Origin of the sequence: Marinobacter sp. LM1, assembly GCF_042763285.1 — a bacterium.
In the GTDB taxonomy this organism is placed as follows: Bacteria; Pseudomonadota; Gammaproteobacteria; order Pseudomonadales; family Oleiphilaceae; genus Marinobacter; species Marinobacter nauticus.
Window position 1 is genome coordinate 820094 of the sequence record NZ_CP114373.1, and the last position, 19774, is coordinate 839867.

Genomic DNA, 19774 nt, shown 5'->3' on the forward strand with positions numbered 1-19774 from the left:
TGATGGAATTCCCCGTTCTCTATCTGCGCAAAGGCGCAGAACGTCGTCTCCGGGCCGGTCACTTGTGGGTGTACAGCAACGAGGTGGATACCCGCCGCAGCCCGCTGACGGAGTTTCAGCCCGGCGCGCAGGTGCAGGTTCGGGCATCGAACGACAAACCGATGGGGGTAGCGTTTGTGAACCCCCATGCCCTGATCTGCGGTCGTTTGATCAGTCGTGATGCCGCTCACGGCATGACCCCCAAGCGGCTGACTGATCGCATGGAGGCGGCACTGAGCCTGCGGGAGCGATTGTTTGATAAACCCTTTTATCGCTGGGTATTCGGCGACAGCGATGGTCTCTCTGGCCTGGTAGTAGACCGGTTCGATGATGTCGTCGTAGTGCAGATCTCCACCGCCGGCATGGAGCAGATGAAGGAGGCTATTGTCCGTGCCGTCCAGCGCCTGGCTCATGCCCGCATCATAGTGCTGAAGAACGATGGAAAAATGCGCAAGGTTGAAGGGCTGGATACATACGTGGAATTTGCCCACGGTCCGGAAGCCGACACTGTGCTGGTGGAAGAAAACGGCGCCCGCTTTGAAGTGCCCCTGGCGGGCGGCCAGAAAACCGGCTGGTTCTACGACCACCGCATGAATCGACAGCGCCTGCAAGCCTACGCGCCCGGAAAAAAGGTTCTTGATGTGTTCAGTTACGTGGGCGGTTGGGGCGTTCAGGCCGCTTGTGCCGGCGCATCCCAGGTGACCTGCGTGGATGCATCCTCAGCCGCTGTAGATGCGGTACACCACAACGCCAAACTGAATGGGCTGGAAAACGTGGATACCATTGAAGGCGATGCCTTTGATGCCCTGAAAGCCCTGGCGGACGAAAAGGAAAAATTCGACATCGTGGTGCTGGACCCGCCCGCACTGATTCCCCGCCGCCGGGACCAGAAAGCCGGTGAGCAGGCTTATGCCCGGTTGAATCAATTGGGGCTCCGGCTGCTGGAGCGTGACGGACTACTGGTGTCGGCCTCCTGTTCCATGCACCTTTCCCAGGAAAAGCTGATCGATATTATTCGTAGCAGCGGCCGCAAGATCGACCGGTTTGTGCAGTTGCTGGAACAGGGTCACCAGGCGCCGGATCATCCGATCGTACCGGGCATTCCGGAGACGGACTATATCAAGTCCTGCTTTGTGCGGTCGTTGACTGGATTTCTGTGAGTTGCCAGACCCGATAAAAGCTTAGGCCTTGGGTAGGGAGGGTTCTTCCGGGATCGTCAAAATCATGGATGATTTTGTCGAGCGTACATGGATGTATTCACAGCGTATCCCGGAAGAACCCTCCCTGCCCCAGGCCGGTCCGGTAGCACCAGCCCAGATCAATCCCGCAAAGACATCACCGCCCAGCCATTCTCAATTGCCGTTTTCTCCAGGGTAGGGTCCGGGTCCACCGCCACAGGATTGTCCACCTTCCGCAACAGCGGCAAATCATTGTGGGAATCGCTGTAGAACCAGGCGCCCTCAAGGCTCTCGCCGTGGGCAGTCAGCCAGTCATTCAGCCGCTCCACCTTGCCCTCCTGAAAACTCGGGGTGCCCGCCACTTCACCCGTGAATTTCCCGTTCACCAGCTCTGGCTCAGTGGCAATCAAATGATCCACTCCCAGCATTTCGGCAATAGGTTCGGTAATAAAACGGCTGGTTGCCGTAATGATCATCAGCGTGTGGCCCCGCTCGCGATGATCCGCGAGTAACTTCACCGCCTTGTCCAGCATCATCGGCTGCACCTTCTTGGCCATGAAAGCAGCCCGCCAGCCTTCAAGCTCTTCCAGATTGTGGCGGGTGAGGGGGGCCAGGACAAAGCGCTGGTAATGGAAAACATCCAGCTCTCCATTCAGATATTCCTGATAGAAGCGGTCGTTGGCCCGCTTGTACTCCTCCGCATCCACCATGCCCTCTTCCACCAGGAATTCGCCCCATGCATGGTCGCTGTCCCCGGCCAGCAAAGTGTTATCCAGATCAAAAATCGCGAGCGTCAAGCCTTCTCCTCCCATCCGTACAGGCATCATGGCAAAGGCGACAGTCTACCACGGCATGGTAGTAACGTGCCGCCAACAGCTCCGTTTGCCGAAGCCTTGGGTTTCTGTAAGAATGAGAGCAACTTGGACAATTTCCGCCGGTTAAAAAATGACCGGCAGCCGACTACTACGAGGACTGTGCCGTGATCGACTCAGACGGTTTCAGACCCAACGTCGGAATCATTCTGGCCAACCACAGGGGAGAAGTTCTCTGGGCAAGGCGAATAGGGCAGGACTCCTGGCAGTTTCCTCAGGGCGGTATCAAGCACAACGAAACCCCCGAGGATGCACTCTACCGGGAGCTTGGAGAGGAAATCGGCCTGTGTGCCAGCGATGTGGAAATCATCAGCTGCACCCGGGGCTGGCTGCGTTACCGGCTTCCGAGGAGGATGGTACGCCATAACTCGCACCCCGTATGCGTGGGGCAAAAACAGAAATGGTTCCTGCTGAGGATGTTATCGCCAGATGCGCATGTACGCGTGGATGGCACGGATTCACCGGAATTCGACGGCTGGCAGTGGGTGAGCTACTGGTATCCGTTGGGGCAGGTGGTTTCATTTAAACGAGAAGTATACAGACGCGCGTTGAGGGAACTGGCCCCCAGACTGTTTCATAACATGGAGCAGTGGCACCGGGCCGAGAACCCACGGCGTATGAAGGAACATCAGAAATGACGGACTGACTCCATGCTGAGCATCCTGCGAAGTCTAGTACAAGAGGTAAACAGCGCCCGCGATCTCCAGGAGGCGTTGGAAATCATTGTATCGCGGGTGCAAAAGGCCATGGGCACAGAGGTCTGCTCGGTTTATCTGCTGGATCCCGCCTCTAATCGCTACATCCTGATGGCCACCGAAGGCCTTTACAAAGACTCCGTGGGTCAGGTCAGCCTGGCCTACTCCGAGGGTCTGGTGGGGCTTGTCGGTTCCCGTGAGGAACCCATCAATCTTGAAGATGCGCCATCCCACCCGCGCTATCGTTACTTTCCGGAGACCGGTGAGGAACGCTTCCGCTCGTTTCTGGGGGTGCCGATCATTCACCATCGCCGGGTACTGGGCGTGCTGGTGGTTCAGCAACGGGAGAGTTCCCGTTGCTTCGATGAAGGTGAAGAAGCTTTTCTGGTCACCGTGTCAGCCCAGTTGGCGGGTGTGATTGCCCACAGTGAGGCCACAGGTGCCATCAGTGGATTGTCGCTGACGGGTGAGGAAGCTCGCGATGTCAGTTTCAGCGGCGTTCCCGGAGCGCCGGGTGTCGCCATTGGAACGGGCGTAGTGGTTTATCCTGCCGCCGATCTGGATGTGGTTCCGGAAAAGCCGACCGAAGACATCGATCAGGAGCTGGAACTCTTTCGTTCAGCTGTTTCGGCGGTGCGGGAAGATATCGAGCGCGTTGCCAACCGCCTTGCGTCCCAGCTCCGGCCGGAAGAGCAGGCGTTGTTCGATGTCTATCTGCGGATGCTGGGAGATGAGGCGCTACCGGGTGAGGTGGCGAATCGAATCCGGGAAGGCGTCTGGGCTCAGGGTGCCTTGAAACAGGTGGTTCAGCAGTACGTACGTCATTTCGAGATGATGGACGACCTGTACTTGCAAGAACGCGCAGTCGACATCCGTGATCTGGGCCGCCGACTACTCTCACACCTGCAGGAAGGTGAGCAGAAGCATCTGGAGTATCCCGAGCGTACCGTGCTGGTGAGTGAAGAGCTGACGCCGGCCATGCTTGGTGAAGTGCCCAAAGGGCAATTGGTTGGACTGGTCTCGGTAAAGGGGTCGAGCAACTCCCATGTTGCCATCCTGGCCAGGGCAATGGGTGTGCCCACGGTGATGGGTCTGGTAGACATCCCGGTTAACCAGCTCGATAGCCGGGAACTGGTTGTAGATGGTTTCGAAGGGCAGATTTTCGCGTCTCCCTCGGCGGATCTTAGAGCCTTTTTCCAGGCCATCTGCGACGAAGAAGACGAACTGGTTCGGGGCCTTGAAGCGCTGCGTGACAAGCCCTGTGAGACCACTGACGGTCATCGGGTCTCGCTGCTGGTTAATACCGGTTTGATGACCGACGTGGTGCGCTCTCTTTCCCATGGTGCCGAGGGCATTGGCCTGTACCGCACAGAAGTGCCGTTCATGATCAAGGATCGCTTCCCGTCAGAGCAGGAGCAGCGGGAATACTACCGGGAACAGCTGGAGGCCTTTGCTCCCAATCCGGTGACCATGCGAACCCTCGATATTGGCGGTGACAAGGCACTGACCTATTTTCCCATACAGGAAGAAAACCCGTTCCTCGGCTGGCGCGGTATCCGGGTAACGCTGGACCATCCTGAGATCTTCCTGGTACAGGTGCGGGCCATGCTCAAGGCCAGTGAGGGGCTGAACAACCTGCAGATCATGTTGCCGATGATCAGCAATATTTCTGAGGTGGAGGAGTCCCTGCACCTGATCTATCGGGTCTATCACGAAGTTCGTGAAGAAGGGTACGACATTCATATGCCCAAGGTGGGTGTGATGGTGGAGATTCCGGCCGCGGTTTACCAGATTCGTGAGCTGGCGGAGCGGGTAGATTTCCTGTCCGTGGGCTCCAACGATCTGACTCAATACCTGTTGGCGGTAGATCGCAATAACCCGAGGGTGGCGCAGCTGTATCACTCCTATCATCCGGCGGTGCTGCAGGCGCTGGTGCGGGTGGCTCAGGATGCCCATTCGGTGGGCAAACCGGTGGGTATCTGTGGCGAACTGGCGGGTGATCCGGGCGGCGCGCTGTTGCTGATGGCCATGGGCTATGACTCCCTGTCGATGAACGCAGCGAGTCTGCCGAAAGTGAAATCCGTGATCCGCAGCGTGGGGCGGGAATGGGCCATCCAACTGTTGGAGGATGTGCTGTTGCTGGATTCGCCTCATGTCATCAAGAGCTGTGTTGATCTGGCGTTACGCAATGCCGGTTTTGGTCGCTACTTGCGCCCTGCCCGTACCTCGTCGGCAGCACTGGCAGAACAGGCCGTTTCCTGAGCGTTGTGAGGGTTATAGTGTGCGCACTCTAAATTCCCTTGTTAGGTTGTTGGATAACTGAAATCCTGCAGCAGTATCCGATAAGGACAGGCAATGAAGACAGCGACCGAGCTCAAGCCAGCACCGAGAATTGGCCTCGCCCTTGGCGGTGGCGGGCCTCTGGGTGGTATTTACGAGATCGGTGCCCTGCGGGCTCTGGACGAAGCCCTGGATGGTCTGGATTTCAATAATATCGATGTCTATGTCGGCGTAAATGCCGGCTCTTTTGTGGCTGCCAATCTGGCAAACCAGATGACCACAGCCCAGCTTTGCCGCATCTTCGTAAGGAACGAAGCTGAGGTTCATCCGTTTCACCCTGAGGTTTTCTATCGTCCGGCTTTGCGTGAGATCGGGCGCCGGCTGCTCGCCGTTCCGGGCTTGCTTTCAACGGCGGTCAGCCGGTTTGTGAACAACCCTTACGACCAGAGCCTGCTGGAAGCCATGACCATTCTGGCCCAGGCGGCACCGGCCGGACTTTTCGATAACGAGGGGTTGCACGAGTACCTGAAGCGCGCCTTCACCATGCTTGGCCGCACGAATGATTTTCGTCAGCTCAAGCGCAGCCTGTATGTGGTTGCTGCAGACGTGGAGAGCACGGAGGCGGTCTGCTTTGGTGCGCCCGGGAACGATCACGTCCCCATATCCCGGGCAGTTCAAGCCAGTACTTCATCTCCGGGGCTGTACGTGCCGGTCGAGATTGATGGTCGTTTTTACGTGGACGGTACGCTGAGAAAGGGGTTGCATGCCTCGGTCGCTTTTGAAGATGGCGCGGATCTGGTGTTGGCGGTCAATCCCCAGGTGCCCATCGATGCCAGTGCTGCGGTGCGCGCGGGGACCATGAAGCCGGGAGAGCTTACCCGTTCCGGAATGCCGAATCTGTTGTCCCAGATGTTCCGGACCATGGTTTATTCCCGTATGCAGTCGGGTATTGCTCAATACACTCGTGATTATCCGGATAAGGACATATTGCTGTTTGAACCTACCCGGGATGATGCTAAGCTGTTTTTCTCAAATGTGTTCAGCTTCCAGAGTCGCCGTATGGTGTGTGAACACGCCTATCAGATGACCCGCCGAGATCTGCTCCGGCGGGCAGATGAACTGGAGCCCAAACTGCGCAAGTACGGCATTACGCTGCGCCGGGATCGTCTTGAGGATGAGCAGAGAACTATCAGTACCAGCCTGTATGGTGAAATGCTGCCCCTGTATGTGGCCAAAGGTCGCAAGAAGCAGGGCGAGAAGAACCGGATTGCGAGCGGCTTCAGTACCGTCACGCACCTGTTCTCAAAGGCCGAATAAGTACTGATGTTGCCGATACGGGCATGAAAAAGCCGGAGAGGTTATCCCCTCCGGCTTTTTTGTTGGCATTTCAGGAAACCGCGAATCAGAGAATGTAGCGGCTCAGGTCTTCGTCTTCAGATAGCTCGCCGAGCTTCTCGTCAACGTAGTCCGCTGTCACCTCAAAGGTATCGGTGACCTGGTCGCCAGCGTCGTAGGACAGACTTTCCAGCAAGCGCTCAAGCACGGTATGCAGGCGGCGCGCACCGATATTCTCGGTGGTTTCGTTCACCTTGTAAGCCACTTCCGCAATGCGGGCGATGGCATCGTCGGCGAAGGTCAGTTTCACACCTTCGGTGCCCATCAGCGCTTCATACTGCTGCACCAGCGAGGCATCCGGTTCGGTCAGAATGCGCTTGAAGTCGTCCGGCGTCAGCGCCTGCAGCTCCACGCGAATCGGCAGGCGGCCCTGCAGTTCCGGAATCAGGTCAGAGGGCTTGGACAGGTGGAAGGCGCCAGAGGCAATGAACAGAATGTGGTCAGTCCGAATGGAACCGTATTTGGTGCTTACGGTGCTGCCTTCAATCAGAGGCAACAAGTCGCGCTGAACGCCTTCCCGGGACACATCCGAGGAGGTGTTTTCCGAGCGTTTGGCAACCTTGTCGATCTCATCGATAAAGACAATCCCGTTCTGCTCAACCGCCTGAATGGCCTTCTGCTTGATCTCTTCCTCATTCACCAGCTTGGCGGCTTCTTCGTCCTTCACCCGCTTCATGGCATCCGCCACTTTCATCTTGCGGGTTTTGCGTTTGTCCGAAGACAGGTTGGAGAACATGCTCTGCAGTTGAGAGGTCATCTCTTCCATACCCGGAGGTGCCATGATCTCCACGCCGGCTCCACTGCTGCGCAAATCGATCTCGATTTCCTTGTCGTCCAGCTCGCCTTCTCTCAGTTTCTTGCGGAAAAGCTGTCGGGTTGAGGAGTCCGCATTGGTGCGCTGGCTGTCTTCGTTAAAATCCCTGGGGGGCGGCAGCAGGGCATCCAGAATGCGGTCTTCGGCGGCATCCAGTGCACGGTGTTCATGCCGCTTCATTTCCTGTTCGCGCAGCATTTTCACCGCCATGTCGGCCAGGTCGCGGATGATGGACTCAACATCCCGGCCTACATAGCCCACTTCGGTAAATTTGGTGGCTTCCACTTTCAGAAAGGGAGCATCCGCCAGTTTGGCTAACCGGCGGGCGATTTCCGTTTTGCCGACACCGGTGGGGCCGATCATCAGGATATTTTTCGGGGTGATTTCATCCCGCAGGCTGCTGTCCAGTTGCATGCGGCGCCAGCGGTTACGCAGGGCAATGGCGACGGCGCGTTTTGCTTCTTCCTGGCCCACGATGTGTTTGTTCAGTTCGTGGACAATCTCTCGGGGAGTCATTGCAGACATGGTCGCTCCGGTCGTCAGTCTTTAATGGGCAGCACTTCCAGAGTGCGGTTCTGATTGGTGTAAATGCAGATATCGCCGGCAATTTCGAGCGCCTTCTCGGCGATTTCGTGGGCGCTGAGCTCGGTATTTTCCAGCAGCGCCCGGGCGGCGGCCTGGGCAAACGGCCCGCCGGAGCCGATAGCGATCAGCCCCTGCTCCGGCTCGATTACGTCGCCGTTGCCGGTAATGATCAGGGAGGCGGTTTTGTCCGCAACGGCCAGCAGGGCTTCCAGTTTGCGCAGGGCTCGGTCCGTGCGCCAGTCTTTGGCCAGTTCAACAGCGGCACGGGTGAGGTTGCCCTGGTGCTTTTCCAGCTGGGCCTCGAATCGCTCGAACAAGGTGAAGGCATCGGCGGTGCCACCGGCAAAACCAGCGATTACCTGGCCGTTGTACAGGCGGCGTACCTTTCGGGCATTGCCTTTCATAACGGTGTTGCCGAGGGATACCTGGCCGTCACCGCCCATGGCGACTTCATTCTCCCGGCGTACGGAAACTATCGTGGTCATTGGCGCTCCAGTTGCCTGTTTGAATTTGTATTTTGGCTTTATGGAGGCGCTGGGCGGGATTTCAAGAGCAGGGGAGGTGGCTGAACAAAGTTCAGCCTTCTTTCGGGATCTTCCGCACCAGAGGCTGGATATTGATCGTAACCAGTTTGTCGACCGCCGAGTTCATCTGGCTGCGTGAGTTGAATGGTCCCACATTTACGCGGTACCAAACACTTCCGTTGTCGAGATCAATACGCTGTACATGAGCCCTGAGTCCCTGGAAGGCGATCTGCGCGCGCTGTCGCTCGGCGTCTTCCTTACTCCTGAAAGAGCCAGACTGTACGACATAATCGAACTCCTGCATGGCCGGGCCCGGGGTATATTCTTCCACTTTGGGCGGAACGACCTCGGATTCCGGCAGCATTTCATAGAACCGGAAGTTCTGCTCTTTCGGCCGGCCATCCTGTTTAGCCGTGGTGTTGGCGGGTTGCTTGGGCGCTACCGGGGTTTGCTCCTGAATCGGGGTTTGCCTGGCCGTTTCCGGCCCGCCGGGCAAGGTGTTCAGGTAGACGATAAAGCCGATGAAGCCACCCACGGCGGCCAGAGACAGGATGGTTTTCATAGACAACGCGCCATGCTGTGAGTGTGATGGTGCACTCTTTTGGGGTTTGGACGGCTTGCGGGGTCTGGCCGCAGGCTTGCTGGCGGCGGCCCCTTTGCCCGCAGGGCGATCTTTCCTGGCGTAATCTCTGGCCATGGCCTGATTACATCTCCTCTGGTGCGCTTACGCCGAGCAGGTCCAGGCCGTTGGCAATCACCTGGCGCACGGCCAGGTACAGGCTGACTCTTGCGTCCCGCAGGGCGGTATCTTCAATCAGCACCTTGTGGGCGTTGTAGTAAGTATGGAACTGGCCCGCCAGCTCACGCAGGTAATGGGTGAGGTGATGCGGCTCGCGCTGGGCGGCAGAGTTGGCAATCAGTTCCGGATACTTCGCCAACTGGTTGGCCAGCTCTTTTTCTTCATCCAGAGTCAGCAGGCTCAGGTCGCCGACGCATTCGTTCATGCCACGCTGTACGCCCTCGGCGGCCAGCTTGCGCAGCACGCTGCAAATCCGGGCATGGGCATATTGGATGTAATACACCGGGTTTTCATTGGTCTGGGAGCGCGCCAGGTCGATATCGAAAGTCAACTGGGAATCCACGCGACGTGCCGCCAGGAAGAAGCGGGTGGCATCCCGGCCCACTTCGTCGATCAGATCCCGCACGGTAACGTAGCTGCCTGCGCGCTTGGAGATTTTTACTTCCTGGCCAGAGCGGGTCACCATCACCATCTGGTGCAGAACGTAATCCGGCCATCCCTGGGGGATATCTGCCTTCAGGGCCTGCAGTCCCGCGCGAACACGGGTTACGGTGGAGTGGTGGTCAGCGCCCTGCTCGTTAATTACGGTGGTAAAACCGCGCTGCCACTTGTCCAGGTGGTAGGCGACATCGGGCAGGAAGTAGGTGTAGCCGCCGTCTTTCTTGCGCATTACCCGGTCTTTGTCGTCGCCGAACTCGGTGGTTTTCAGCCACATGGCGCCATCCTGCTCATAGGTGTAACCGTTGGCCTTGAGGCGCTCAACGGTGGCTTCCACCTTGCCATCCTCGTACAGAGAGGATTCCAGGAAATACACATCGAACTGAACCCCGAAGGCTTTCAGGTCCAGATCCTGCTCGCGGCGCAGGTAGGCGACGGCGAATTCCCGGATGGCATCCCGGTCTTCCGGATCGGCTTTTGCGGTTACCTCGCGGTCGTCGGCCACCACGGTTTCGCCAGCAAGGTAGGCGTTCGCCACATCGATGATGTAATCGCCCCGGTAGCCATCTTCCGGCCAGCTTTCATCTTCCGGCGTCAGGCCCTTAACGCGAGACTGCACCGAAAGGGCCAGATTGTTGATCTGGGCTCCGGCGTCGTTGTAGTAAAACTCCCGGGTAACGTTGTAACCGTTGGCTTCCAGCAAGCGGCACAGGCAATCGCCAATGGCGGCGCCCCGTCCGTGACCCACGTGCAGAGGGCCAGTGGGGTTGGCGGACACAAACTCGACCTGAACCTTTTCGCCGTTACCAGAGTTGTTGCGGCCGAACTGCTGTGCTTCGTCCAGGATAGTGTTCACAATGCCGAAGGCGCTGGCAGTGCTCATGAAAAAATTGATAAACCCCGGCCCGGCAATTTCCACTTTCTCCACGGCGGAGCTCTCTGGCAATGCCTCCACCAGGGCTTCGGCCAGCTTGCGAGGCGGGCAGCCGGCGGCTTTGGAGGCCACCAGGGCAATGTTACAGGCATAGTCCCCGTGGGACTTGTCTTTGGTGTTGCCCACCTGAGGAGTGAAGCTCTGGTCTGCCGGCAGTGTGCCGTCAGATTGCAGGGTCGCCAGTGCAGACTGGAGAAGCTCGGATACGGTCTCTTTCATGCTGTCGAATGACTCGGTTTGCAGAAGAATGGGTGTCAGGGCAGGGCGCCCGTTGAAAACAGAAGGGGCGTATTATCGCGGAAAGTTGGTGTGTAAGCAAAAAGCCCGGCGCTGCGGCCGGGCTTTTGGGTATTACTTAGTCTAGATTGGCACAGTTTGGTTGTGAGCCGTATAGCCCCTCAGTTCCCCCCGGTGGTTCTATGTCTGTGTTGCCTAAGTCGCTAGCGAGACAGGAAAGGAAAAACTTTGCCGACTCCTCGTTCTCTGTACCTCCCACTCTTACTGTTGCCGTTAGCTGTACTTGAACCCAGTTGCAATGACTTTGCGGGTACAGTAGATCAAAATCTGCCGAGCCATCAGCGGCCGTGGTGATTGACGAAGCACTTGTCGTGGCGGAGTTTGTTGGTTCTAGCTTATCGCTACCGTTTGTGTCCTCGCCTGGGTCGAGCTGGCCATTCTGATTTATATCCTCTGCGGCGCAGAACACTGCACCAGGGGCTTGTACCCATTTGCCGTCTAAATCTTGGTAACGCCCTTTTGAATAGCCTGTCGGTAGAACGCTGAGTTCGACTTGGGCATTTTCTATCGGGGCGCCATTTGCATCGGTAACAATGGCAAGGTAAGGCTTTCTATAGCGCACGGAGTCTGGCTCTTCGAGTTGATTGCCGGTACCAAGCGCTAGCCTCAGGGCTTGCCGTGCGACGGTGAGCGAGGTTGTGTCGGAGATCGTACTATTTGTGGTGGCCTCGATCTTGACACCATCACGTCCACTATTATTGGAACCTGCGATATAAGTAGTTGAGGCGCGACCTTGTGAGTCAGTAATTGCCACGCTGTCAGTCAGGCGGCCACCACTTACATCTTCACTTAATAGAAAATTTACTACCTGGTTCTTTACTGGATTGTTGTCAGCATCACGCACAATCGCAATGACTTCGGTTGAGTCATTAAGGCTTAGTTGGGTTTTCGTGGCCTGAACGCTTAATGTTTCGGGTGTAATTGCAACAAACTCAATGTCGAGCGAAGTTGTAAGGCCTGAAGCGGGGTCTCTTGCTGTAATGGTCGAGAGCCCTGCGCTTGAAGATGCAATATCAATCTCAGCAATGCCGCCATTAGTTGTGACTACTCCATCTGCCGGAGACAGAATGCCGCGCGTGGTGCTGACGTTAATAGTTGAATTATCTGGAACTGGGTTACCATCTCTTTCCCAGCTTATTGTAAGTTTTTCTGGCCCACCAATGTCTACTTCGGAACCGTTGGCTGGAGAGGAAAATGCAAAGTCATCACTTGAGATTGAGACATCCAGCGTTGCAGTGAGAGCGCTTTCACCCTCAAAAGCTGAAGCTGTAATGTTCGCCGTACCGCCTGTATTTGCGCTTGAGAGTGCAAAAGTAACTGCGCCGTTGTCCGCCGTAGTAAGTGTTTCAGAGCTGATTGATCCAAGAGTCGTAGATACCGATATCACCTGATCAGAAATGCCGTTTCCTTCTGAATCCAGAAGTACAGCCTGATAGCTCTCACTGTTGCCAAAAGATATTGATTCCGGGCCTTTCAATGTGAGTCTAGTGCCTGTTACCTCAATAGCGACAGATTGGCTTACATCACCCGCGGACGCTGAGACGATGAGCGTTTTGTTTTTTCTATCATTTTCGCCGGTTAATTTAGCTGTTGCTATTCCCGCTTCATCGGTAATGCCTTGAGATACCTGTAATGTTCCGCCCTGAGGGGCTGAAAATGTTACCGGGATATCGGCGAGCAATACTCCATTATCGCTTTTCACCCTTGCGGTGATTTCTGAGCTGGCAGAAGTCGAGGTATTTAAGCGAATTGGATTGGCAAGTATGTCGATCGAGCCGACCTGTGTCTGTGTTTCGGTTGGGGAGTCGCCGCTATCAGAGCCATTGCCACCACTGCCACCATTACCGCCGCCAGCCAGAGGTGTTGAGCTATCGTCCCCCCCACAAGCCGCTAAAACAAAAGCCAGCGATAACGCTGACGCACGCGCAAGGAATTTCCCTGACATTTTTCATCTCCAGTTTTCGTTTACAGCAAAAGCCTTTTCGCTGCGCATTCCCTGCACGAGAACCGCAACCTCAGGTTTGTTTCTAGGTTTGTTGGTTATATGGCTGAAAATCATAGCACAGTCAATTCAAACGAAATGCTTACGAATGGGGAATTCTGAAAAAGATTGTAACGAATTGCATGGTGGGCGCTGTGTCACATTTTGGAGTGTAGGGTATTACCCGGTCTCCTGAGGATCCACATCCACAATCCATTTAGTGCTCGCCGGCAGTTTGCTCTGATCCAGATGCTGACAAATGTGACTAAGCAAGTGGTTGAGTTGGCGCCGGTGGTCGCTGCAGAGGATCAGTTGCGCCCGGTGCCGGTCGGCTTTACGTGCAATCACCGCCGGTAGCGGCCCCCAGGTTTCTATGCCTTTCGCGGCCGTCATCGGTTTAATGGTGTCCAGCAGGTGCAGGCTTGCCTGCATGGTGTCGGCTTCCGCGCGGAGTATGGCCATGGAGCGGAATGGCGGAAGGGCGCCGATTCGTCGTTCGGCCATAAGTTGGTCTGCCAGAGCGGCATAGTTACCCTGACAGAGCGATTTCAATAACGGGTGGTCGCTGTGGCAGGTCTGAATCAGCACTTTGCCGGGTTTTTCGCCCCGGCCAGCGCGGCCGCTGACTTGCAAAAGCGTCTGTACCATCTGCTCCGGCGCCCTAAAATCGACACTGAACAGGCCGCCATCGGCGTTGACGACGGCAACCAGGGTCACGTTGGGAAAGTCATGGCCCTTGGCGAGCATCTGGGTGCCTACCAGTATGCAGGGGGCACCGCTGTTCACCTTTGCCAGTATATTCTGGATACTCCCTTTGCGCTGGGTGCTGTCCCTGTCGACCCGTACAATGGGGGTGTTCGGAAACTGTTCGGCCAGGGTTTCTTCTGTGCGCTCTGTGCCCTGGCCTACGGGTTTGAAATTTTCACTCCGGCATTTGGGGCAGCTGTGGCTTGCGGCCATCTGGAAGTCGCAGTGATGGCAACGCATGGCTCTGTCCCGGCGATGGTATGTCAGTCGGGTATCGCAGCGCGGGCATTCCTCCATGTGGCCACAATCGAAGCACATCATGATGGGTGCGAATCCCCGCCGGTTCACAAATACCAGTGCCTGCTCACCTCGTGCCAGTGTTTCCTTTATAGAGTCCAGGGTGGGGCGCGAGAGGCCGGCTTCCAGAGGGCGGCTGCGGATGTCGAGCAACTCCACTTCCGGAGGTAAGGCATTGCCAGCCCGTTGTTCCAGACGGATAAGGTGGTATTTGCCTTGCCTGGCGTTGTGCCAGGATTCCAGCGAAGGCGTTGCTGAGCCCAGGATGACGGGGCATTGATTCAGGTGAGCCCGATACACGGCAACGTCCCGCCCCGAGTAGCGAAACCCTTCGCCCTGCTTGTAGGAGCTGTCGTGTTCTTCGTCCACAACAATGGCGCGAAGATTCGTAAACGGCAGCAAGACGGCGGAGCGGGTGCCAATCAGAATAACCGGTTCCCCATGTCGGATTCTCAGCCAGGTAGCCAGGCGTTCGCTGTCGTTCAGGGCCGAGTGCCAGGCCACAATCCGGTTGCCGAAGTAACGCCGGAAGCGCTCGAGGGTCTGGGGCGTGAGGTTGATTTCGGGAACCAGTACCAGAGCCTGTTGGTCGTCCTGCAGTTTTTGTGTCAGGTAATGAAGATAGAGCTCGGTCTTGCCGCTCCCGGTGATGCCATAAAGAAGTGTGGCGCTGAAGTGATCTGTAACCTGCGGTAATTCTTTGGCCGCTGCGAGTTGTGCGGGTGAGAGTCTGGGGCCGTTTACTGTGGCGATGCTCTCGCTGGAAGTCGGATGCTGTGGATCGCTAAGTTCGATGAGGCCTTTATCGTGAAGGCTTTTGATCTGAGGGCGGTTGAAGCCGGCTTTAACCAGTTCGCCGGTCGATATGCCGGGGGCGCGCTGGATGGCTTCCAGCAAGGCTTTCTGTCGATGGGCGTTGGCCGGCAGTGGGGCGATGTTTTGGGTGCCTTGCCAGTGTTCATCCTGTTTCTGCTGTGACGGCCGGCCTCGACGTAATGCGGGAGGCAGAGCGGTGAACAGGCACTCACCCAAGGGGTGCTGATAGTAGTCGCTGGCCCAGCTAAGGAGTTGGAAGGTGGCTGTGGGTAAGGCGAGCCACGGCTCCAGCACTTCCAGGATGGGCTTGAGGGTAATGCCGTCTGGTGGTGTCACGCCGGTTTCCACCACAAGGCCGGTCAGGGTTTGCCTGCCAAAGGGTACTTTCACGCGTTGCCCGGGTGAGACTGTCATGGTCTCCGGGATTCGGTAATCAAAGAGTCGCCGAAGGGGGCGATTCAGGGCGATGCGAGCGGTCGAGGGCCGTGTCACGGTAACTGCGTATCCTGGAAGCGGGCAAAAGTAGGCTGGTTGCATGGTATCCGGACTGTTCCGGATGGCCAAGATACTTGCCTGTGGTCGGGTTTGTCAGTAAGATTCGCGGTCTGTTTCTGGCCGGGCTTGATTGTGCACGGTCTTTTCAATTGATTCAAACATGCGGTGCCTGGCACCTGGGCAGCCAAAATGCCCCGTGATCAGGTAGCGGCATGACCTAACGAGGTTCGCCATGAAAGAAGGTATTCACCCGAAGTACGAAGACATCACCGCTACCTGTTCGTGCGGTAATGTAATCAAGACCCGTTCAACCATCGGCCACGATCTGCAGCTGGACGTATGCTCCCAGTGCCACCCGTTCTACACCGGCAAGCAGAAGGTTATGGACACCGGTGGTCGTATCGATCGCTTCCAGAAGCGTTTCGGCAGCCGTATCGGTGGCAAGAAAGACTGATCCGCACCGGGATGTTGAAAAAAGCGCCTTCGGGCGCTTTTTTTGTGCGCCAATGAAAAATAAAAGTTGCTATATACGCAAAATGCACTATTGACTGTTCACAAAATATTCGATTTCGGCTTGTCGTTTCGGGTCGAGCGCGCCATAATGGCGCGCTCCGTTGGGCGAGCTCCAGCGGGATTTACCTTTAAACGTGACAAACGGAACAGTGGCAATGTCTCAAGATCTGAAAGAAGCAGCCCTTGAATATCACGCCAAACCGCGGCCGGGTAAGCTGAGTGTTGAAATCACGAAGCCGACCCAGACTTCCCGCGACCTCTCCCTGGCGTACAGCCCCGGGGTTGCCGAACCGGTCCGCGAGATCGCGAAGGACCCCGAGAACGCTTACAAATACACAGCCAAGGGTAACCTGGTCGCCGTGATCTCTGACGGTACCGCTATCCTGGGTCTGGGTAATCTCGGCCCTCTGGCGAGCAAGCCGGTTATGGAAGGCAAGGGCGTACTGTTCAAGCGCTTTGCCGGAATTGACGTCTTCGACATCGAGGTTAATTCCGAAAGCCCGCAAGCGTTTATTGAAACTGTTGAGCGTATCGCCGATACCTTCGGTGGTATCAACCTCGAAGACATCAAGGCACCGGAGTGCTTCGAGATTGAGCGTGCGCTGATTGAAAAGTGTAACGTGCCCATCTTCCACGATGACCAGCACGGTACCGCTATCGTAACTGCGGCCGGCATGATCAATGCTCTTGAGCTGCAGGGCAAGAAAATTGAAGAGGCAAAGGTGGTATGTCTGGGCGCCGGTGCGGCCGCCATTGCCTGCATGAAGTTGCTGATCAGCTGCGGTATGCGCTCTGAGAACATCTTCATGCTCGACCGTAAGGGTGTGATCCACTCTGGTCGTGATGATCTGAACCAGTACAAGGCGATGTTCGCCAACGATACCGACAAGCGCACTCTGGACGACGCCATCGACGGCGCAGACGTGTTCCTGGGGCTGTCCGGCCCGGATCTTCTGTCTGCCGAGCAGTTGGCGAAAATGGCGCCGAACCCGGTAGTGTTTGCCTGTTCCAACCCGGATCCGGAAATCAGCCCGGAAGTGGCTCTGGCCACCCGCGATGATCTGATCATGGCGACCGGTCGCTCTGACTACCCGAACCAGGTGAACAACGTGCTTGGCTTCCCGTTCATTTTCCGTGGTGCACTGGATGTACGTGCGACCGCTATCAACGAGGAAATGAAGGTTGCCGCGGTTAATGCGATCCGTGAACTGGCCAAAGAGCCGGTGCCGCAGGAAATCTGTGAAGCCTACGGTGTTGATGCGTTTGAATTCGGTAAGGAATACATTATTCCGAAGCCGATGGACGTTCGTCTGCTGGAAGTGGTACCGGCTGCTGTGGCCCGTGCTGCGGTAGATTCCGGTGTTGCGCGCAATCCGTACCCCGCGCATTACCCGCTGAAGTCTATGGACGACATCATCTGATCGGGATGTAGTCTGGCTTTAAAAAAAACCGGCGGAGATCCCGCCGGTTTTTTTGTGCGTCCTGCTTGGGGTGATGCAGCGACAGATCAGAAGATCTGCCGAGACAGGTCGTCCCCGTTACCATTGTCGCCATTCCCTCCGATACTCTCGGCTGGCAGAGGCGAGGGTGCGTCTTCTTCCTTGAATATCTCGAACACGGCTTCTTCGCCGGGCCGGGCTCTTTCTCCGGTTTCCGGATTGATGCGGATATTCACGATGCCGTTGGGCCTGGGCATGGTGGCTGCTGGCTGGTCTGCCAGCGCTACCTTCATATAGTCGACCCATATCGGCAGCGCGGTACTGGCGCCAAACTCGCCGCGACCCAGGGGGGCGGGTTGGTCAAATCCGACCCAGACCGTGGTTGCGATATCGTGGTTGAAGCCCGCGAACCAGGTGTCTTTCTGCTCGTTGGTGGTGCCCGTCTTGCCTGCGATGTCGCTGCGATTCAGGGCTAGAGCGCGCCGCCCCGTTCCCCTGCGAACCACGTCCTGCATCATGGAGTGCATGATGTAGATTGATCGTTCGTCGGCCAGGCGTTGCATGATCCGTGGTTCGGTTGTGTTCTCCCCGGCAGCGGAGGCTGGCAGTGTCATGCCTTCAATTTCGGGTGGTTGCTCCGAAGTGCGTTGTTCGGCATCGGCGACCTGTGTCGGGAAGGCGTCGCAGTTCTCGTCGCATAATATGGTCTTCGGGGCTTCATAGACCACGGTGCCGTCCCATTCCTCGATTCGTTCAATCAGGTAGGGCTGTACGTCGTAACCGCCATTGGCTATCACCGCAAAGCCTCTTGCCAGCTCCATAGGGGTCAGCAGGCCGCTGCCCAGGGAGAGCGAGAGGTTGGAGGGCATATTTTCAGTCGGGAGTTTGAGTTGCTTCAGGTAGCTGAGGGTGGTGTTGATGCCCAGGTCTCTCAGCAGGCGGATGGAAACCAGGTTGCGGGAGCGGTAAAGGCCCTCGCGCAAGGTGGTTGGTCCGTAGAACTGGCCCGATGAGTTTTGTGGTCGCCATGCGGTTTCAAGTTCGGAGTCTTCGAATACGATCGGAGCGTCGTTGTAGATGGTCGCCGGTGTTCGGCCGTTTTCCAGCGCGGAAAGGTACAGGAACGGCTTGAACGTTGAGCCTGGTTGGCGGCTGGCCTGGGTGGCGCGATTGTACTTGCTCTGGTTGAAGCTGTAGCCGCCCGCCAAAGCTTCAATGGCGCCGGTTTTGGCCTCGAGAGAGATAAGTGCGCCCTCGATTCTGGGTGCCTGCGCCAGGGAAACGTGCAGTTCGGTGACTGCCTGAGTCGATACGCTCGCGCTGCCCGATTCTGCTTCAGAATCTGCAACCTGTGGCAGTTGGTCGACTTTGACATAGATGACGTCTCCGGGGCTGACCACCTCGGAAGGATTCTGTGGTTCGGGCCCGGTAATGCTCTCGGTGCGGAATCGGCGTGCCCAGGTCATGGTGTCAAATGGCATAATGCCCGGGCCCAGGCGCCGTGCGTGCACTCTCACTTCATCTTTTTCGTCATCTATGGATGTCACAACGGCTGGTACCAGCGTTTCAACCCGCGGGTAGTTCTGCATCTTGTCCGACAGTTCGGCCGGGGTCAGGCCTTCAATGTCGAACTGTCCGATGGGGCCCCGGAAACCGTGCCGGCGGTCATAGGCTTCGAGGCCTGCCCTCAGGGCTTCGGTGGCAGTTTGTTGCTTGGTGCTGTCGACCGTCAGGGTCACGCTGTAACCGTCGGTGTAGGCGTTTTCCCCGTAGCGGCGAACCATTTCTGCCCGGGCCATCTCTGCCACGTAGTCGGCGTCCACTTCGGCGTCACGGGTGTTATAGCTGGCGGTCAGAGGTGCTTTGCTGGCCAGAGACCAGGCGTCTTCGGTGATGTAGCCCAGGTCTTTCATCCTGCCGAGAATCCAGTTGCGGCGGATCAAGGCTCGTTCCGGATCTGCGAGAGGGTTATAGGCCGAAGGGGCTTTGGGCAAGCCGGCCAGCATTGCCATCTGTGCCAGTGACAGTTCTGTCACCGGTTTGTCGTAGTAGACCTGGGCTGCGGCGGCGATTCCATAGGCCCGGTTACCGAGGTAGATCTTGTTCAGGTAGAGCTCAAGAATCCGGTTTTTATCCAGTTCACGTTCAATCTGAAGAGCCAGCAGTATCTCGTTGAACTTTCGGATGAAGGTCCGGTCGCGTGACAAAAAGTAATTTTTTGCAACCTGCATGGTGATGGTGCTGCCGCCAGACTGGATTTCTCCGGTGGTGATCAGTTCCACTGCAGCCCGCGTCAGGCCTTTAATGTCGACTCCGAAGTGCTCGTAAAAACGCGCGTCTTCCGCCGCCAGAAAGGCTTGTAACTGAATTGTAGGGATCTGTTCTATTGTGATCGGTGCCCTTCTCTTTTCACCGAATTCTGCTATTAATCTGCTGTCTTTGCTATACACCCGTAAAGGCGTCTGCAGCCGGACATCCAGCAATTGCTCAACCGGTGGCAGATTGGGCCGAAGATAAAGATACAGGCTTGAGGAAATAATAATGGCGACACTCAGGCCGGTAAGAAAGAACCAGGCAAAAACGCGAGATGTACGCAACAAATGAGACATTTTTTTCTGACAACTGTTGGATATAGG

The 19774-nt window shown here is 56.8% G+C and carries 14 protein-coding genes; 6 read left to right on the top strand and 8 right to left on the bottom strand.

Going from position 1 to position 19774, the window contains the following annotated elements; genetic code table 11:
* Window positions 1–2 precede the first annotated feature (2 nt).
* A complete protein-coding gene (locus OZ656_RS03835) occupies window positions 3–1199 on the top strand; it encodes a class I SAM-dependent rRNA methyltransferase (RefSeq protein ID WP_183580511.1) in 1197 nt (398 codons plus the stop codon).
* Between the two features lie 158 nt (window positions 1200–1357).
* Here the strand turns inward: OZ656_RS03835 and OZ656_RS03840 are convergent, their stop codons facing one another.
* Window positions 1358–2014, bottom strand: coding sequence for an HAD family phosphatase (locus OZ656_RS03840; RefSeq protein WP_041656166.1), 657 nt, complete (start codon window positions 2012–2014; stop codon window positions 1358–1360).
* A 182-nt stretch (window positions 2015–2196) separates the two neighbouring features.
* On the opposite strand from OZ656_RS03840, the gene OZ656_RS03845 reads away from it, so the two are divergent.
* The 3 genes from OZ656_RS03845 to OZ656_RS03855 all read left to right on the top strand — a co-directional run bounded on the left by OZ656_RS03845 (window position 2197) and on the right by OZ656_RS03855 (window position 6381).
* Window positions 2197–2727: an RNA pyrophosphohydrolase gene (locus OZ656_RS03845; RefSeq protein WP_011784333.1), complete on the top strand. Its 531-nt coding sequence runs from the start codon at window positions 2197–2199 to the stop codon at window positions 2725–2727.
* Between the two features lie 12 nt (window positions 2728–2739).
* A complete protein-coding gene (gene ptsP, locus OZ656_RS03850) occupies window positions 2740–5046 on the top strand; it encodes a phosphoenolpyruvate--protein phosphotransferase (RefSeq protein ID WP_011784334.1) in 2307 nt (768 codons plus the stop codon).
* Window positions 5047–5139: 93 nt separating this feature from the next.
* Complete coding sequence (locus OZ656_RS03855) at window positions 5140–6381, top strand: patatin family protein (RefSeq protein ID WP_183580515.1); 1242 nt, start codon at window positions 5140–5142, stop codon at window positions 6379–6381.
* A gap of 85 nt (window positions 6382–6466) precedes the next feature.
* Here OZ656_RS03855 and hslU read toward each other — a convergent pair whose 3' ends face one another.
* The 6 genes from hslU to OZ656_RS03885 all read right to left on the bottom strand — a co-directional run bounded on the left by hslU (window position 6467) and on the right by OZ656_RS03885 (window position 15228).
* Entirely contained in the window at window positions 6467–7798 is a 1332-nt protein-coding gene (gene hslU / locus OZ656_RS03860; RefSeq protein WP_011784336.1) for an HslU--HslV peptidase ATPase subunit, read from the bottom strand.
* A gap of 14 nt (window positions 7799–7812) precedes the next feature.
* A complete protein-coding gene (gene hslV / locus OZ656_RS03865; protein WP_011784337.1) occupies window positions 7813–8343 on the bottom strand; it encodes an ATP-dependent protease subunit HslV in 531 nt (176 codons plus the stop codon).
* Between the two features lie 91 nt (window positions 8344–8434).
* The gene (locus OZ656_RS03870; RefSeq protein WP_014420562.1) at window positions 8435–9079 is read right to left on the bottom strand and encodes an SPOR domain-containing protein; all 645 of its coding nucleotides are present in this window, start codon (window positions 9077–9079) and stop codon (window positions 8435–8437) included.
* Window positions 9080–9086: 7 nt separating this feature from the next.
* Entirely contained in the window at window positions 9087–10772 is a 1686-nt protein-coding gene (gene argS, locus OZ656_RS03875) for an arginine--tRNA ligase (RefSeq protein WP_379944968.1), read from the bottom strand.
* 136 nt (window positions 10773–10908) lie between these two features.
* Complete coding sequence (locus tag OZ656_RS03880; RefSeq protein WP_379944969.1) at window positions 10909–12795, bottom strand: Ig-like domain-containing protein; 1887 nt, start codon at window positions 12793–12795, stop codon at window positions 10909–10911.
* A gap of 216 nt (window positions 12796–13011) precedes the next feature.
* Entirely contained in the window at window positions 13012–15228 is a 2217-nt protein-coding gene (locus tag OZ656_RS03885) for a primosomal protein N' (RefSeq protein ID WP_379944970.1), read from the bottom strand.
* Window positions 15229–15418: 190 nt separating this feature from the next.
* Here OZ656_RS03885 and rpmE point away from each other — a divergent pair, with 190 nt between their 5' ends.
* Together rpmE and OZ656_RS03895 are read left to right on the top strand one after the other, a co-directional pair.
* The gene (rpmE, locus tag OZ656_RS03890) at window positions 15419–15640 is read left to right on the top strand and encodes a 50S ribosomal protein L31 (protein ID WP_014420566.1); all 222 of its coding nucleotides are present in this window, start codon (window positions 15419–15421) and stop codon (window positions 15638–15640) included.
* A gap of 214 nt (window positions 15641–15854) precedes the next feature.
* Window positions 15855–17120 carry a malic enzyme-like NAD(P)-binding protein gene (locus OZ656_RS03895; protein WP_022992075.1) on the top strand — a complete coding sequence of 422 codons (1266 nt, stop codon included), beginning with the start codon at window positions 15855–15857 and terminating at the stop codon, window positions 17118–17120.
* Between the two features lie 86 nt (window positions 17121–17206).
* Here OZ656_RS03895 and OZ656_RS03900 read toward each other — a convergent pair whose 3' ends face one another.
* Window positions 17207–19747 carry a penicillin-binding protein 1A gene (locus OZ656_RS03900; RefSeq protein ID WP_379944971.1) on the bottom strand — a complete coding sequence of 847 codons (2541 nt, stop codon included), beginning with the start codon at window positions 19745–19747 and terminating at the stop codon, window positions 17207–17209.
* Window positions 19748–19774 lie beyond the last annotated feature (27 nt).

Excerpts from the sequence above, each read along its gene's own strand:
- OZ656_RS03870 (WP_014420562.1), bottom strand. The coding sequence starts at position 9,079 with ATGGCCAGAGATTACGCCAGGAAAGATCGCCCTGCGGGCAAAGGGGCC.
- argS (WP_379944968.1), bottom strand. The coding sequence starts at position 10,772 with ATGAAAGAGACCGTATCCGAGCTTCTCCAGTCTGCACTGGCGACCCTG.
- ptsP (WP_011784334.1), top strand. The coding sequence starts at position 2,740 with ATGCTGAGCATCCTGCGAAGTCTAGTACAAGAGGTAAACAGCGCCCGC.
- OZ656_RS03855 (WP_183580515.1), top strand. The coding sequence starts at position 5,140 with ATGAAGACAGCGACCGAGCTCAAGCCAGCACCGAGAATTGGCCTCGCC.
- OZ656_RS03895 (WP_022992075.1), top strand. The coding sequence starts at position 15,855 with ATGTCTCAAGATCTGAAAGAAGCAGCCCTTGAATATCACGCCAAACCG.
- OZ656_RS03885 (WP_379944970.1), bottom strand. The coding sequence starts at position 15,228 with ATGCAACCAGCCTACTTTTGCCCGCTTCCAGGATACGCAGTTACCGTG.
- OZ656_RS03835 (WP_183580511.1), top strand. The coding sequence starts at position 3 with ATGGAATTCCCCGTTCTCTATCTGCGCAAAGGCGCAGAACGTCGTCTC.
- hslV (WP_011784337.1), bottom strand. The coding sequence starts at position 8,343 with ATGACCACGATAGTTTCCGTACGCCGGGAGAATGAAGTCGCCATGGGC.
- OZ656_RS03900 (WP_379944971.1), bottom strand. The coding sequence starts at position 19,747 with ATGTCTCATTTGTTGCGTACATCTCGCGTTTTTGCCTGGTTCTTTCTT.
- OZ656_RS03880 (WP_379944969.1), bottom strand. The coding sequence starts at position 12,795 with ATGTCAGGGAAATTCCTTGCGCGTGCGTCAGCGTTATCGCTGGCTTTT.
- hslU (WP_011784336.1), bottom strand. The coding sequence starts at position 7,798 with ATGTCTGCAATGACTCCCCGAGAGATTGTCCACGAACTGAACAAACAC.
- rpmE (WP_014420566.1), top strand. The coding sequence starts at position 15,419 with ATGAAAGAAGGTATTCACCCGAAGTACGAAGACATCACCGCTACCTGT.